Raw genomic sequence first — 14,751 nt, 5'->3', positions numbered from 1 at the left:
TACCGCTCGGTAGACTGGAGCCCATGACTTCAAGCTCTGCCCCCACCCCCGCCGAAACCACAGACAGCCGCACTGCCTCGGGCCTTGGCCTGGCTACCGTCACTTCCGACGGCGCGGTGCTCGATGTCTGGTTCCCCCGCCCCGTTCTGGGCACCGCCGAGGCTGACGCCGCACTGCGCAGCGACCTCGACGCCGCTGCCGAAGCCATGGCCGACGGCATCCGCGGCACGCACGGAGAAGTGCTGGAAACCCGGATCGACCTCGACGCCGCCCCCGCGGACACGGCCGACGCCTACCTCCGGCTGCATCTGCTTTCCACCCGCCTGGCCGCACCGAACAGCATCAACCTGGACGGCATCTTCGCTTCCCTGCCCAACGTTGTCTGGACCAACCACGGCCCGTGCGCCGTGGCTGACTTCGAGGCCGTCCGCCTGCGGCTGCGCAGCCGCGGCCCCGTCACCGTGTACGGGGTGGACAAGTTCCCCCGCATGACCGACTATGTGCTGCCCTCCGGCGTCCGCATTGCCGACGCCGGGCGGGTCCGCCTGGGCGCCCACCTGGCCGAGGGCACCACCGTGATGCACGAAGGGTTCGTGAACTTCAACGCCGGGACGCTGGGCACCTCCATGGTGGAGGGGCGCATCTCCGCAGGCGTCGTGGTTGGCGACGGGACCGACGTCGGCGGCGGCGCCTCGATCATGGGCACACTCTCCGGCGGCGGCAAGGAAAAGATCACCTTGGGCGAACGCGTGCTGCTGGGCGCCAATTCCGGTGTCGGTATCAGTATCGGCGATGACAGCGTGGTGGAGGCCGGCCTGTACGTTACCGCCGGAACCCGCGTCAGTGTTGCCTCTGCTGACGGCGGTGAGGCACGGGTGGTGAAGGCCTCCGAGCTTTCTGGTGTGCCGAACCTGCTGTTCCGGCGCAACTCCGCTACGGGCGCCGTGGAGGCGCTGCCCCGCAACGGACGCACTGTGGAACTGAACTCCGCACTGCACGCCAACTGATACCCCGGCACACGCTTCGACGGCATGATATTGCTCCGGCAGCAGGAGACCCGCAGCTTTCGGCTGCTGGTCCTGCTGCTGGTGCTCTGCGTGCTGGCCTTCGCGGTGCTGTTCGCGGTGTCCGCCCTCTCGGGAAAGAAGCAGACGCCGGTGATCTCTGAACGCTGTGTGGCGGCTGTGGGCGGCGCGGAATACTCCCTGACGCTGGAACAGGCCACCAATGCCTCCATCATCTCCGGCGTGGGCGTTGCCCGCGGCCTGCCCCCGCGGGCCGTCTCCATTGCCCTGGCGACGGCCCTGCAGGAATCCGGACTGCGCAACGTGAACTACGGCGACGACGCCGGTCCGGATTCCCGCGGGCTGTTCCAGCAACGCCCGTCCCAGGGATGGGGCAGCGAGGAACAGGTGATGGACCCGGTATACGCCGCCAACGCCTTCTACAACGGGCTGGAGCAGGTCCCGGGGTATCTTGACCTGCCCATCACCGTGGCGGCGCAGGCCGTGCAGCGCAGCGCCTTCCCTGACGCCTACGCCAAGCACGAAGGCCCGGCACGCGCCTTTGCCTCCGCGCTGACCGGGCAGACCCCCGCTGCACTGTCCTGCACCCTGCGGGCGCCGGTGACCGCCTCCGACCCTGCGGCCGGCGCCTCGGCTGTCGAGGCGATCTACGGACCGCTGGGCGGCACGGTGCTCGGCCCGCTGTACCTGGCCGACGTCAGTGGAACCTACGGCTGGTCGGTGGCCTCCTGGTTCGTGGCCAATGCCAAGGCCCTGGGCATTGAATCGGTAGCCTATGAGGGGCGGACCTGGCATGTGGGGACGGCCGTCTGGGAGGAATCCCCCGCCGCCGCCGGGCAGGTAGCCGTAACCGTTTTCAGCCCACCGGAGGAGTAAAACCCGGTACTGGGGCCCAGTAACGACAGCGCATCCCCGACGCGGAGCGTTTAGGCTTAGGACCATGCGCATTCTAGTCACCGGTGGCACCGGTTATATCGGATCCCACACCACCCTCGCCCTGCTTGAAGCCGGCCACGATGTGGTGGTGCTGGACAACCTCATGAATTCCAGCGAAGAATCCCTGCGCCGTGTTCAGGAACTGACCGGCCGGAAGGCCGAATTTGTCCGCGCCGATCTGCTGGACACAGCGGCCCTCGAGGAAGTATTCGAAGGCGGCAGCATTGACGCTGTCATCCACTTCGCCGGGCTCAAGGCCGTGGGCGAATCGGTGGCGAAGCCCCTGTTTTACTACCACAACAACGTAGTGGGAACCATCAACCTGCTTGAGGCAATGGACCGGCACAACGTGCGGACCCTGGTCTTCTCCTCCTCCGCCACGGTCTACGGCGCCTCCGAAGAGGTGCCCCTCACCGAGGATGCTCCACTGGACGCGGTGAACCCGTACGGCCGGACCAAGGAGCAGATCGAGGATATCCTCAGCGACCTCGGTGCCGCGGACGGGCGCTGGAACATTGCGCTGCTGCGCTACTTCAATCCGGCCGGAGCCCATGAATCGGGCCGTATCGGTGAAGACCCCACCGGCATCCCCAACAACCTGCTGCCGTTTGTGGCCCAGGTTGCCGTGGGACGCCGCGAAAAGGTGCTGGTCTTCGGCAACGACTACCCCACCCCGGATGGCACCGGTGTGCGTGACTACATCCACGTGGTGGACCTGGCCGCCGGGCACCTCGCCGCCCTGGACTACCTCCGTGGAAACGCGGGTGTCTTCCGCTGGAACCTGGGCACCGGCAACGGTTCCTCGGTCCTGGAGGTGCTGACCGCTTTTTCGGAAGCTGCGGGCAAGGATATCCCCTACGAATTCACCGACCGACGGCCCGGCGACGCCGCCGTCAGCTACGCCGACCCCTCCGCCGCGCACCGGGACCTTGGCTGGCGCGCCGAGCGTTCACTGGCCCAAATGTGCGAGGACCACTGGCGCTGGCAGAAGAACAACCCCGAGGGTTACGCCGGATCCTAGCCGCCCCCGCCGGCGGGCGTTGGAGCGGGTTCCAGCCTGCGCGAACGCCCGCCGGCAAGCAGGAGCGCAGATAGGCAGACAGATAAAGGCAACATAAAAGGGAAGGTCCCCGGAATTTTCCGGGGACCTTCCCTTTTATGTTGTTCGCATTCCTGCCGTGCCCGGAGGCCGGGACCGGCGGAACCGTTAGCGCTGCGGGTAGTTACGCTCCGGAGCACCCGTGTACAGCTGACGCGGACGGCCGATCTTCGTCTGCGGATCCTGCATCATCTCGCGCCACTGGGCAATCCAACCCGGGAGGCGGCCAATGGCGAAGAGGACGGTGAACATCTTCTCCGGGAAACCCATGGCCTTGTAGATCAGGCCGGTGTAGAAGTCCACGTTCGGGTACAGCTTGCGCTCGATGAAGTAATCATCGGCCAGGGCCTTCTCTTCCAGGCGCATGGCGATATCCAGCAGCTCGTCATTGCCGCCGAGCTTTGACAGGATTTCGTGGGCCGTGGCCTTGACGATCTTGGCCCGCGGATCGTAGTTCTTGTAGACGCGGTGCCCGAAGCCCATAAGCTTCACGCCGTCTTCCTTGTTCTTGACCTTTTCCATGAAGGTCTCCGGGGCCATACCGGTGCCCTGGATGTCGCGCAGCATGTTCAGCACGGCCTCGTTGGCGCCGCCGTGCAGCGGGCCGAAGAGTGCACTGATGCCGGCCGAGACGGAGGCAAACATGTTCGCGTTGGAGCTTCCGACCAGACGGACGGTGGAGGTGGAGCAGTTCTGCTCGTGGTCCGCGTGCAGGATCAGGAGCAGGTCCAGCGCCTTCACCAGGTCCGGATCGATTTCGTACGGCTCGGCCGGCAGGCCGAAGGAAAGCCGCATGAAGTTCTCCACCAGGTTCATGGAGTTGTCCGGGTAGAGCATCGGCTGGCCGATGGACTTCTTGTGTGCGTAGGCGGCAATCACCGGGAGCTTCGCCATCAGGCGCACCGTGGAGAGTTCCACCTGTTCTTCGTCGAACGGGTCCAGGGAATCCTGGTAGAACGTGGACAGCGCGCTCACCGCCGAGGACAGCACCGGCATCGGGTGGGCGTCGCGCGGGAAGCCGCCGAAGAAGCCCTTGAGGTCTTCGTGCAGCAGGGTGTGGCGGCGGATCCGCTGGTCAAAGTTTTCCAGCTCGGTGGGGGTCGGCAGTTCCCCGTAGATCAGCAGGTAGGAGGTCTCGAGGAAACTCGAGTGCTTGGCCAGCTGCTCAATCGGGTAACCGCGGTACCGCAGGATGCCCTGGTCACCATCAATGTAGGTGATCGCGGACGTGGTGGCCGCCGTGTTCATAAAGCCGGGGTCAAAAGTGACGGTGCCGGTCTGCTTCAGCAGCTTGGAAACGTCGAATCCGTCGTTTCCTTCCGCTGCGGCAACACGGGGCAGCTCAAGCTCATCTTCCGGTTTTGGGCCGTACTGAAGCTTGGCACTGGGTTGCTCAGTCATTAAGTCTCCTTTAGGAGTTTTCGAAACCGCCGCTATGTACATCCGCTTCCGACTGACATAGTGCATTCCGCTAAACTATTTCGCTAAAACGCTACCGGTTTCAGTGCCCTTACCACTAATCGGTGCAGGCACTGTTGTACAAGCGCAACATGGACAGGGGCCCGTCCGGTGCAGGCCCCGGCCTTTTTCCGTGCCGCGTTACTGCTGTGACGCCGCTTCCAGCCGCTGCGCTGCTGAGCGGACATCGTCATCCGTGCCGGTCAGGGCAACCCGGACGAAGCCTGCGCCGGCGTCTCCGTAGAACACACCGGGGCCTACTACTATGCCCAGCTCGGCGAACCGGCCTACGGTGGCCCAGGTGTCTTCACCCGCTGACGCCCAGAGGTAGAGTCCGGCCTCGGAGTGTTCAATGGTGAGCCCGAAGGATTCAAGCGCCGGCACCAGCAGGTCCCGCCTGGCACGGTACAGCTCCTTCTGGGCGGCCACATGCGTATCATCGCGCAGGGCCGCGGCCATGGCAGCCTGCACCGGGGCGGGAACAATCATGCCCGCATGCTTGCGGCTGTTGACCAGGTTCGCGATGATCGCCGGGTCTCCGGCGGTGAAGGCAGCCCGGTAGCCGGCCATGTTGGACTGCTTGCTGAGCGAGTACACCGCCAGCAGGGATTCATGGCTTCCGCCGCTCACGCGCGGATCAAGGATGCTGGGCACGGGTTCCCCGTCCCCGGACGGGTCCCAGCGGCCCCAGCCGAGTTCTGCGTAGCATTCGTCGGAGGCCACCACAGCCCCTACCCCGCGGGCCTGTTCCACCAAGGCAGCCAGCGACTCCGCTGAGCGGACAATTCCGGTGGGGTTGCCCGGCGAATTGACCCAGACCAGCCGGACCCGGGCACGCGTCTGCTCATCGAGGTCATCGAGGCTGTCTGCGGCCACCGCCGTCGCGCCGGCAAAAACCGCTCCCATGTCATAGGTGGGGTAGGCAACCACGGGGCGGACGACGACGTCGCCCTCCCCCAGTCCGAGCAGCAGCGGCAGCCAAGCCACCAGTTCCTTGGACCCGACCGTGGGCAGGATTGCCGCAGGATCAAGCCCGGGCACACCGCGGCGCCGGGCAAACCATTCCGACACCGCTTCCCGCAGGTCGGCGGTCCCATGGGTGGTGGGGTACCCGGGGGCGTCTGCCGCCTCTGTGAGGGCATCACGGACGATTTGTGGTGTGGGATCCACCGGCGTGCCGATGGAGAGATTTACGGCGCCCCCGGGATGCTCCGAGGCGCGGCGCTGGTACGGCGCCATGGCGTCCCAGGGGTACTCCGGCAGGTTCAGGCCGAAGGCCCGGGAAACGGCCGGGCTCATGCCTGGTTCTGCGGAGGGAGTGCAGCGATGATGGGGTGGTCCTTGTGCGTGTTGCCGACCTTGGCGGCACCGCCCGGAGAGCCCAGGTCATCAAAGAACTCGACGTTGGCCTTGTAGTAGTCGGCCCATTCCTCGGGAGTGTCATCCTCGTAGTAGATGGCCTCAACCGGGCAGACGGGTTCGCACGCACCGCAGTCAACGCATTCGTCCGGGTGGATGTAGAGGGAGCGTTCGCCTTCGTAGATGCAGTCCACGGGGCATTCTTCGATACATGCCTTGTCTTTTACATCCACGCACGGCTGCGCAATTACGTACGTCACGTCCCTTGCCTTCCTGATCTGCGGACCGCCGCCGTTCCGGCGGGGGTTCGCTTGGGGTGTTGGTTCCACGTTAGTAGCCGAAACCATTATCTCCCAGTCGGGACGCCCCGGCTGCATCCGGACCCGGACGTAGGATGGAGGAATGAACCCCGAGCACCCCACCGATCTCCTGCAGCGGCTGGCACCCGGTGAGCGCGTGGTGGTGCGCTACCGGATCGAGGGCGGCTTCACGGACGCCCTGGGCGTCCTGCTCCGGGCCGGCAGCGGCGACTGCACCGTCTCCACCCGGCGCGGCGACGTACTGATCCCCTATCCGCTTATAACGGCTGCCAAACCGGTTCCTCCGGCCCCGCCTCGCAGGGAACGGAAATTCCCCGCCTGAGCACCCTCTTCTGGCGGAAGTGCCCGTCCGGCAGATGTGCCGGCCGGATAATGCCAAAGGCCGCCGGAAGATATCTTCCAGCGGCCTTTGCCGATACATGGGATTTTTGCCTGTCAGGGCCCTGTCACGGGCGGGCGCCCGGCATTGCGGTCCCTGCCCAGCACCCGTGCGCAGATCAGCACAGCGGCGATGGTGGCCACGGCCTGCCCGAACAGCCACAGCAGCCCGGCGGTTACCACTGGAGGCTGCTCCTCGGCGCTGGCGCCGGTGACAATCAGCGGCGCCTCGTTCAGCAGATCGAGGGAGAACAGGCCCAGCACCAGATAGGTCACTGCACCTGTGACGGCACTGAGGACGGCGTTGCGCCGCCACAGGCCCACCAGCAGTGCCACGGCGCAGCTGAACACCACGGCCAGAAGCGCACCCACCGGCAGCCCGGTCTCTCCCGCATACACCACGTGGTTATGCAGAGAGGTGCCGAGCACCGCGGCAAGGATGCCGCCAACCACAGCGGCAAGAGGCCCCCGCCAGCGCGGGGACCTCTTGCCGGAATCTGCCGAAGTGGAGATGGTGCTAGTTCTTTGCGCGGGCGCGGTAGGCCTTGGCGCGCTCATTGGCGTCAAGGATCAGCTTGCGGATACGGATGGACTCCGGCGTGACCTCCACGCATTCGTCCTCACGGGCGAATTCGAGGGATTCTTCCAGGGTCAGCTTCCGCGGCGGGGTGAGGTTCTCGAAGGTGTCGGAGGAAGCTGCACGCATGTTGGTGAGCTTCTTTTCCTTCGTGATGTTCACGTCCATGTCATCGGCGCGGGAGTTCTCGCCGACGATCATGCCTTCGTAGACCTCGGAGGTGGGCTCCACGAAGAAGGAGCCGCGTTCCTGCAGGTTGATCATGGCGAACGGGGTCACCACACCGGCGCGGTCGGCGATCATCGAACCGTTGGTGCGGTACTCGATGGGGCCGGCCCACGGCTCGTAGCCTTCGGCGATGGATGCGGAGATACCGGCACCGCGGGTTTCCGTGAGGAAGCGTGTGCGGAAGCCGATCAGGCCGCGGGCGGGGACGATGAATTCCATCCGGACCCAGCCGGTGCCGTGGTTGGCCATGTTGACCATCCGGCCCTTGCGGGCGGCCATCAGCTGGGTGACGGCGCCGAGGTATTCCTCGGGTACGTCAATGGTCATGTGTTCCATCGGCTCGTGGATCTTGCCGTCGATGGTCTTGGTGACCACCTGCGGCTTGCCCACGGTCAGCTCGAAGCCTTCGCGGCGCATCTGCTCCACGAGGATGGCCAGGGCGAGCTCGCCTCGGCCCTGGACTTCCCAGGCATCCGGACGCTCGGTCGGCAGGACCTTGAGCGAGACGTTGCCGATCAGTTCCTTGTCGAGGCGGTCCTTGACCTGGCGGGCGGTGACCTTGGCACCCTTGACCTTGCCGGCCAGCGGCGAGGTGTTGATACCGATGGTCATGGAGATCGCGGGATCATCCACGGTGATCAGCGGCAGCGGCTTGGGGTTGTCGACGTCGGTCAGGGTCTCACCGATGGTGATGTCCTCGATGCCGGCAACGGCCACGATCTCGCCGGGGCCGGCGGATTCGGTGGGTACGCGCTCCAGTGCCTTGGTGGCGAGGAGTTCGGTGATCTTAACGGTCTTCATGGTGCCGTCCTGGCGGGCCCAGGCAACCTGCTGGCCCTTGCGGAGGGTGCCGTTGAAGATACGCAGCAGGGCGAGGCGGCCCAGGAACGGAGATGCGTCCAGGTTGGTGACGTGCGCCTGCAGGACACCTTCGGGATCGTAGGTCGGGGCCGGGATGTGCTCCAGAATGGTCTGGAACAGCGGTTCCAGGTTGTCATTCGCGGGGGCTTCGCCGTCGGCCGGCTGCTCCAGGGAGGCGGCACCGACGCGGGCTGCGGCGTAGACAACGGGAACGTTCAGGACCAGGTCAAGGTCGAGGTCCGGAACTTCGTCCGCGAGGTCGGAGGCCAGGCCGAGCAGCAGGTCCATGGACTCGCTGACAACTTCGTCAATCCGGGCATCGGGACGGTCGGTCTTGTTGACCAGCAGGACTACCGGCAGCTTCGCGGCAAGTGCCTTGCGCAGCACGAAGCGCGTCTGGGGCAGCGGGCCTTCCGAGGCGTCAACCAGCAGGACAACGCCGTCGACCATGGACAGGCCGCGCTCGACCTCGCCGCCGAAGTCGGCGTGGCCGGGGGTGTCAATAACGTTGATGGTGATGGTTTCGCCGTTGGCAGCCGGGCCGTTGTAGAACACAGTGGTGTTCTTGGCCAGGATGGTGATGCCCTTTTCGCGCTCCAGGTCACCGGAGTCCATCACGCGTTCTTCCACGTCTCCGTGGGCGGCAAACGAGTTCGTCTGCTTCAGCATGGCGTCGACGAGGGTCGTCTTACCGTGGTCAACGTGGGCCACAATAGCAACGTTGCGGAGATCGCTTCGCACTGCGCTGTTTACAGCCGTGTTGGTTTCTGACATGCGTGAGGACTCAATTCATAGGAGATCAGTTCGGGGTGTTTCATATCGGCCGGGTTTGGTCCCGGCGTATCCGGCTGTTCTGTACGAATGCTGATTCAATCTCTTGCTCAATCACCAGTCAGAATCCACCGAAGGCCCCGCCGTCAGCGGGCACGCTAACATTCTAGTCCCAAGACCATATCTTCCCTAATGCGGGATTTTAACCGCCCCCTTCGCCGGACACAGAGAAGGCGGGGAACCGTACCGGTCCCCCGCCTTTCTGCCGAACCGCCGGCTGCTAGGCGACCTCGGGCGGCAGTTCGAGCCGCGACCCGGGAATGGCTGCCAGCAGGGCCTGGGTGTAGGCCTCGCGCGGATTGTCGAACACGTCGTCCGTGCTTCCGGTTTCCACCAGCTTGCCCTTTTCCATGACACAGACGTAGTCCGCGATCTGGCGCACCACGGCCAGGTCATGGGTGATGAACAGGTAGCTCAGCCCCAGTTCGGACTGCAGGTCCGCGAGCAGGTTCAGGATCTGCGCCTGCACCAGCACGTCGAGCGCCGAGACGGCTTCATCACAGATCACCACTTCGGGGTCCAGCGCCAGGGCCCGGGCAATAGCGACGCGCTGGCGCTGACCGCCGGAGAGCTCGTTTGGGAACCGGCGCATCACCGAGGAGGGCAGGGCCACCTGGTCCAGGAGCTCACGCACCTTGGCCTCGCGGCTCTTCGCGTTGCCGATCTTGTGCACCCGCAACGGCTCTTCAATGGTGCGGAAGATGTTGTACATCGGGTCCAGGGAGCCGTAGGGATCCTGGAAGATCGGCTGTACCCGGCGCCGGAACTCGAACAGGCGCTTCGAGTTCAGCGTGGTCATGTCCACCCCGTTGAACAGGATGGAACCGCTGGTGGGCGTCTCCAGGTTCAGGACCATCCGTGCCACGGTGGACTTGCCCGAACCGGACTCACCCACGACGGCGGTGGTGGTGCCGCGCTTGATGTTGAAGGACACGTTGTCCACGGCCGTGAAGTCCGTGGACTTACCCAGCCCGCTGCGCAGCTTGAAGACCTTGGTCAGATCCTTGACCTCAATGACGTTGTCCGCTGCCTTCAGCTTCGTTTCGTCCTCCGAGGTCAGCAGGTCCGCGCTCTCCAGGCCCAGGCTCTTCGCGGAGTCAATCCGCTTGGAGGCCAGGGACGGTGCTGATTCGACCAGCTTGCGGGTGTACGGGTGCCTCGGGTTGGTGAGGATCTCCAGGGCGGGCCCGGACTCGACAACCTGGCCCTTGTACATCACAACAACCTTCTGGGCGCGTTCAGCAGCCAGGCCAAGGTCGTGCGTGATCAACAGCACGGCGGTGCCCAGTTCGTCGGTCAGGGTGCCCAGGTGGTCCAGGATCTGCCGCTGGACAGTCACGTCCAGCGCCGACGTCGGCTCATCAGCAATCAGCAGACGGGGGCGGCAGGACAGGCCGATGGCGATGAGGGCACGCTGACGCATACCGCCCGAGAATTCATGCGGGTACTGCTTTGCCCGCCGTGCGGCATCCGGAAGTCCGGCCTGCTCCAGCACCTTGGCAATGTCCGCCGGGGCGTGCGGCAGCCCGTTGGCCCGCAGGGTTTCCTTGACCTGGAAACCGATCTTCCAGACCGGGTTCAGGTTGGACATCGGGTCCTGAGGCACCATGCCGATGGAGCTGCCGCGCAGTTCCTGGATCCGCTTGGGGCTGGCTTGGGAGATGTCCTCCCCGTCAAAGATGATCTGTCCCCCGCTGACCCGGCCGTTGCCGGCGAGCAGGCCGATGGCGGCCAGGGCGGTGGTGGACTTGCCCGAACCGGATTCACCAACGATGGCCACGGTCTCGCCGGGCATAACCGTCAGATGTGCGTTCCGGACAGCTTCAACCTCGCCGTTGGCGGTGGAGAAGCTGATCGCAAGGTCGCGGATTTCCAGCAGCGGCTGGACGGCCGCCGTCTTTTCGGTATTGATGGTCATCGTTTGCGCGCCTTCGGATCAAGAGCATCACGGACCGCGTCGCCGAGCATGATGAAGCTCAGCACGGTAATGGACAGTGCGGCGGCGGGCCACAGCAGCGTTGAGGGGTTTGACCGCAACGAGGTCTGTGCAGCCGAGATGTCATTGCCCCACGACATGATGCTGGGCGGCAGTCCGATGCCCAGGAAGGACAGCGTTGCCTCGGCAACGATGAACGTACCCAGGGAGATGGTGGCGATAACGATCACCGGGGCGAGGGAGTTCGGGATCACGTGCTTCATCAGCGCGGAGAACTTCGAAACACCCAGGGAACGCGAGGCCACCACAAAGTCCGCGTTGCGGACGGAGATCACGGCGCCGCGGGTAATACGTGCCACCTGCGGCCAGCCGAATATCAACAGCGTAAAGACCACTGTGATGATGGTCCGGTTCTCCCGGAAAGCCGGCAGCTGCATGATGATGATGGCGCCGAGGATCAGCGGCAGTGCGAAGAAGATGTCGCCGAGGCGGGCCAGGATCGCGTCGAGCCAGCCGCCGTAGTAACCGGCCAGCGCACCCAGGATGCCGCCGATGACAACAACGGCAATGGTGGTCAGCAGGCCGACCAGGACGGAGGCACGTGTGCCGTAGATAACCCGGGCGTAAACGTCACAGCCCTGGAAGGTGTAGCCGAGCGGGTGCCCGGCGGCGGGGCCGCCGTCGGAGTTGGCCAGCAGGCAGCCTTCATCCGGGGAAGCGCTGGTGAACAGGCCCGGGAACGCGGCCACGGTCAGGATCAGCAGAATCAGCAGGGACGAAATGATGAACAGCGGCTGCGTGCGCAGGTTACGCCAGGCTTCGCCCCACAGGCTCAGCGCCTTGGTCTCTTCCTTGACACTGTCGGTTTCGGCCAGAGGGGTTTCCTCCAGCGGTGCCACATAATGCTCGGTGCTTGCGGTGTCTTTATGCATAACGGATCCTCGGATCAAGCCAGGCGTACAGGAGGTCTACGAGAAGGTTGGCGATGACGTAGACGAAGACGAGGACACTCACGATCGACACGATCGTGGGTCCTTCTCCCCTGATGACGGACTGGTAAAGTCGCTGCCCCACGCCGGGGACGTTGAAGATGCCTTCGGTGACAATGGCGCCGCCCATGAGCGCACCCAGGTCTGCCCCGAGGAAGGTCACAACGGGGATCAGTGAGTTGCGCAGAATGTGCACGGTAACCACGCGCGGCCGTGACAGGCCCTTGGCGGTGGCGGTACGGACATAGTCGGCATTCATGTTTTCGATCACGGAAGTGCGCGTCAGGCGCAGCACATAGGCGAAGGACGCCAGGCCCAGTACCAGGGCCGGCAGTATCAGGTCCGTGAACCCGGCATCGCCGCCGACGGTGGGAGAAGTCCATTGGAGCTTGACGCCCACGATGAACTGCAGCAGGAAACCGAGGACGAACACGGGAATGGCGATGACGATCAGGGAAACAACCAGGACCGTGCTGTCGAAGATCTTGCCCTTCTTCAGACCGGCGATCAGGCCGAAGATAATGCCGAAGACGGCTTCGAAGATCAGCGCCAGAATGGCGAGGCGGATGGTCACCGGGAAGGCCTGGGCCAAAACGGCGGAGACCTCACGTCCGGAGAAGTCGACGCCGAGGTCGAAGGTCACCAGGTTCTTCAGGTACAGCAGATACTGCACGATGAAGGGCTGGTCCAGGTTGTACTGGCTTCGCAGCTGCGCGGCGACCGCCTCATTGACCGGCTTGTCACCGAACAGGGCGGCAATCGGATCGCCGGGCAGGGAGAAGACCAGGAAATAGACAAGGAATGTTGCCCCGAAGAATACGGGGATCATTTGAAGTACACGTCGAAGGACGTAGCCGGCCATTAGGGGTGGCCTCCTGCCAGCTGGGGGGGATTTAGGTCTCGCATGTTTGTATACCTGTTCTTGGTAAGAACCCGAATACAAGCCGGGGCCCGGCCTTCTGGCCGGGCCCCGGATCGGTCGGTCTAGATGAGGCTACTTGGCCGTGACGTTGTAGTAGACCGGGACGCCGTTCCAGCCGGTTTCAACGTTCTCCACGTTGTTGCTCCAGCCGGACTGAGCCACCTGGTACCACAGCGGGATAACGGGGAGGTCCTTGAGCAGGACTTCCTGTGCCTGGTTGAAGATCTCGGCACCCTCTTCAGGAGTGGAAGCCGCGAGGCCTTCGCTCAGGAGGTTGTCGAACTCTTCGCTGGAGTAGTCACCGTCGTTGGAGCCTGCCCCGGTGCCGTACAGCGGGCCGAGGAAGTTGTTCAGCGACGGGTAGTCTGCCTGCCAGCCGGTGCGGATGGCGCCGGCGAGCGTCTTGGCAGTTGCGTCTGCGCGCAGTTCCTTGAACGTTGCGTAGGGCTTGCCTTCGGCGTTGATGCCGAGGTTGTTCTTCAGGCCGTTGGCTACTGCGTCCACCCACTCCTTGTGGTTGGCGTCAGCGTTGTAGCCGATGGTGAAGGGCTTGTCAGCGGGCCAGGGCTCGATCTTCTCGGCCTGCTCCCACAGCTCCTTGGCCTTCTCGGGGTTGAACTCCAGCACCTCTTCACCGGGGATGCTGTCGCTGTAGCCCTCGATCACCGGAGCGGTGAATTCCTTGGCCGGTTCACGGGAACCGGAGAAGACCACCGAGGTGATCTCTTCCCGGTCGATGGCCATGGAGATGGCCTGGCGGCGCAGCTGGCCGGCCTCACCGGAGAACTCGGGCAGGTAGCCCGGGATGGTGATGGTCTGGTTACCGGCGTAAGCCTTCTCGGAGTAGCGGCCCTCACCCAGATCGGTCTTGAACGTCTTCAGTGCCGCGTTCGGCATGGTGTCCAGGATGTCCAGGTTGTCCGACTGCAGGTCTGCGTAGGCAGCATCGAAGGAGGAGTAGAACTTGAAGGTCACTCCGCCGTTCTGCGGGACACGGGTTCCGGTGTAATCCGGGTTTGCAACGAGGTCAATCTGGACCTCGTGCTGCCAGGCATCGTCGCCGTCGAGCATGTACGGACCGTTGCCGACGGGCTTTTCGCCGAAGGCGGCCGGATCCTCGAGGGCTGCAGCAGGCAGCGGGAAGAAGGCCGTGTAGCCGAGGCGCTGCGGGAAGTCAGACTCCGGCTGGCTCAGCTTGACGGTGAACGTGTTGTCATCGACAACCGTCAGGCCGCTCATGGTGTCTGCCGTGGCACCTTCAGCGCTGACCTCGTCATAGCCTTCGATGCTCTCGAAGAAGTACGAGTTCAGCTGGGCGTTCTTGGCAGCGGCACCGAAGTTCCAGGCATCCACAAAGGACTTGGCGGTTACCGGGTCACCGTTGGTGAACTTCTGGTCCGCCTTCACCTTGATGGTGTAGGTCTGGGAATCTTCGGTCTCGATGGACTCGGCCAGCTCGTTGACCGTGTTGCCGTCAGCGTCGTAGCTGACCAGGCCCTCGAAGAGAAGGTCCATGATGCGTCCGCCGCCAACTTCGTTGGTGTTGACCGGCATCAGCGGGTTCTGCGGTTCGGTGCCATTGGCAGTAATGATTGCGGTGTTGTCGCCTTCACCGGAGCCTTCGGCCGATTCGTCGGATCCTCCACCGCAGGCGCTCAGCGCGAGTGCGGCAACAGCCGCTACGCTCAGCATTTTGGAAGTGCGTGTGACGCGCATTCCGCCTCCTAAGTTCTGTTCGGTTCCGGCGTTGTTACGCCGGTGTTGCGGCTCCGCCAAATGGTGAACCGACTCACAAAGCCAACAGCATAAGCCCAAGTTGATTCGCGGCGGTA

Annotated in this window: 13 protein-coding genes; 4 read left to right on the top strand and 9 right to left on the bottom strand. The window is 64.2% G+C overall.

All coding sequences use genetic code 11. The features are described from left to right. Positions 1-23 precede the first annotated feature (23 nt). From dapD to galE, 3 genes are all read left to right on the top strand, one after another. Positions 24-1,007 carry a 2,3,4,5-tetrahydropyridine-2,6-dicarboxylate N-succinyltransferase gene (gene dapD, locus QWJ37_RS05175; protein ID WP_290244486.1) on the top strand — a complete coding sequence of 328 codons (984 nt, stop codon included), beginning with the start codon at positions 24-26 and terminating at the stop codon, positions 1,005-1,007. Between the two features lie 24 nt (positions 1,008-1,031). Then, positions 1,032-1,901 carry a hypothetical protein gene (locus QWJ37_RS05170; protein WP_290244485.1) on the top strand — a complete coding sequence of 290 codons (870 nt, stop codon included), beginning with the start codon at positions 1,032-1,034 and terminating at the stop codon, positions 1,899-1,901. A 64-nt stretch (positions 1,902-1,965) separates the two neighbouring features. Then, on the top strand, positions 1,966-2,982 hold the full coding sequence (galE, locus tag QWJ37_RS05165; protein WP_290244483.1) for a UDP-glucose 4-epimerase GalE: 1,017 nt from the start codon (positions 1,966-1,968) through the stop codon (positions 2,980-2,982). A 186-nt stretch (positions 2,983-3,168) separates the two neighbouring features. Here galE and QWJ37_RS05160 read toward each other — a convergent pair whose 3' ends face one another. The 3 genes from QWJ37_RS05160 to fdxA form a co-directional block, all read right to left on the bottom strand. Next, the gene (locus tag QWJ37_RS05160) at positions 3,169-4,461 is read right to left on the bottom strand and encodes a citrate synthase (RefSeq protein ID WP_227903677.1); all 1,293 of its coding nucleotides are present in this window, start codon (positions 4,459-4,461) and stop codon (positions 3,169-3,171) included. 198 nt (positions 4,462-4,659) lie between these two features. Then, on the bottom strand, positions 4,660-5,817 hold the full coding sequence (dapC, locus tag QWJ37_RS05155) for a succinyldiaminopimelate transaminase (RefSeq protein WP_227903678.1): 1,158 nt from the start codon (positions 5,815-5,817) through the stop codon (positions 4,660-4,662). Next, complete coding sequence (fdxA, locus tag QWJ37_RS05150; RefSeq protein WP_227903680.1) at positions 5,814-6,137, bottom strand: ferredoxin; 324 nt, start codon at positions 6,135-6,137, stop codon at positions 5,814-5,816. The genes dapC and fdxA overlap by 4 nt, the downstream gene beginning before the upstream one ends. A 142-nt stretch (positions 6,138-6,279) precedes the next feature. On the opposite strand from fdxA, the gene QWJ37_RS05145 reads away from it, so the two are divergent. Further along, positions 6,280-6,519, top strand: coding sequence for a hypothetical protein (locus tag QWJ37_RS05145; RefSeq protein WP_290244478.1), 240 nt, complete (start codon positions 6,280-6,282; stop codon positions 6,517-6,519). A 113-nt stretch (positions 6,520-6,632) separates the two neighbouring features. Here QWJ37_RS05145 and QWJ37_RS05140 read toward each other — a convergent pair whose 3' ends face one another. The 6 genes from QWJ37_RS05140 to QWJ37_RS05115 form a co-directional block, all read right to left on the bottom strand. Next, positions 6,633-7,028, bottom strand: a complete 396-nt coding sequence (locus QWJ37_RS05140; RefSeq protein ID WP_290244476.1) for a hypothetical protein — start codon at positions 7,026-7,028, stop codon at positions 6,633-6,635. 64 nt (positions 7,029-7,092) lie between these two features. Further along, positions 7,093-9,015: a translational GTPase TypA gene (gene typA / locus QWJ37_RS05135; RefSeq protein ID WP_227903685.1), complete on the bottom strand. Its 1,923-nt coding sequence runs from the start codon at positions 9,013-9,015 to the stop codon at positions 7,093-7,095. Between the two features lie 277 nt (positions 9,016-9,292). Beyond that, positions 9,293-10,990: an ABC transporter ATP-binding protein gene (locus QWJ37_RS05130; protein WP_227903687.1), complete on the bottom strand. Its 1,698-nt coding sequence runs from the start codon at positions 10,988-10,990 to the stop codon at positions 9,293-9,295. After that, positions 10,987-11,940 carry an ABC transporter permease gene (locus QWJ37_RS05125; protein WP_227903690.1) on the bottom strand — a complete coding sequence of 318 codons (954 nt, stop codon included), beginning with the start codon at positions 11,938-11,940 and terminating at the stop codon, positions 10,987-10,989. The genes QWJ37_RS05130 and QWJ37_RS05125 overlap by 4 nt, the downstream gene beginning before the upstream one ends. Next, on the bottom strand, positions 11,933-12,859 hold the full coding sequence (locus QWJ37_RS05120; RefSeq protein ID WP_227903691.1) for an ABC transporter permease: 927 nt from the start codon (positions 12,857-12,859) through the stop codon (positions 11,933-11,935). The genes QWJ37_RS05125 and QWJ37_RS05120 overlap by 8 nt, the downstream gene beginning before the upstream one ends. 132 nt (positions 12,860-12,991) lie before the next feature. Then, complete coding sequence (locus QWJ37_RS05115; RefSeq protein ID WP_227903692.1) at positions 12,992-14,635, bottom strand: ABC transporter substrate-binding protein; 1,644 nt, start codon at positions 14,633-14,635, stop codon at positions 12,992-12,994. Positions 14,636-14,751 lie beyond the last annotated feature (116 nt).

This window comes from Arthrobacter sp. YD2, from assembly GCF_030410475.1.
GTDB lineage: Bacteria > Actinomycetota > Actinomycetes > Actinomycetales > Micrococcaceae > Arthrobacter_B > Arthrobacter_B zhangbolii.
This window is presented reverse-complemented; position numbering and strand designations above follow the sequence as displayed.

Bases quoted from the DNA above. Each gene is read 5' to 3' on its own strand.
- QWJ37_RS05120 (WP_227903691.1), bottom strand. From the start codon at position 12,859: ATGGCCGGCTACGTCCTTCGACGTGTACTTCAAATGATCCCCGTATTC.
- QWJ37_RS05145 (WP_290244478.1), top strand. From the start codon at position 6,280: ATGAACCCCGAGCACCCCACCGATCTCCTGCAGCGGCTGGCACCCGGT.
- QWJ37_RS05130 (WP_227903687.1), bottom strand. From the start codon at position 10,990: ATGACCATCAATACCGAAAAGACGGCGGCCGTCCAGCCGCTGCTGGAA.
- dapC (WP_227903678.1), bottom strand. From the start codon at position 5,817: ATGAGCCCGGCCGTTTCCCGGGCCTTCGGCCTGAACCTGCCGGAGTAC.
- QWJ37_RS05160 (WP_227903677.1), bottom strand. From the start codon at position 4,461: ATGACTGAGCAACCCAGTGCCAAGCTTCAGTACGGCCCAAAACCGGAA.
- QWJ37_RS05125 (WP_227903690.1), bottom strand. From the start codon at position 11,940: ATGCATAAAGACACCGCAAGCACCGAGCATTATGTGGCACCGCTGGAG.
- dapD (WP_290244486.1), top strand. From the start codon at position 24: ATGACTTCAAGCTCTGCCCCCACCCCCGCCGAAACCACAGACAGCCGC.
- QWJ37_RS05115 (WP_227903692.1), bottom strand. From the start codon at position 14,635: ATGCGCGTCACACGCACTTCCAAAATGCTGAGCGTAGCGGCTGTTGCC.
- QWJ37_RS05170 (WP_290244485.1), top strand. From the start codon at position 1,032: ATGATATTGCTCCGGCAGCAGGAGACCCGCAGCTTTCGGCTGCTGGTC.
- galE (WP_290244483.1), top strand. From the start codon at position 1,966: ATGCGCATTCTAGTCACCGGTGGCACCGGTTATATCGGATCCCACACC.
- typA (WP_227903685.1), bottom strand. From the start codon at position 9,015: ATGTCAGAAACCAACACGGCTGTAAACAGCGCAGTGCGAAGCGATCTC.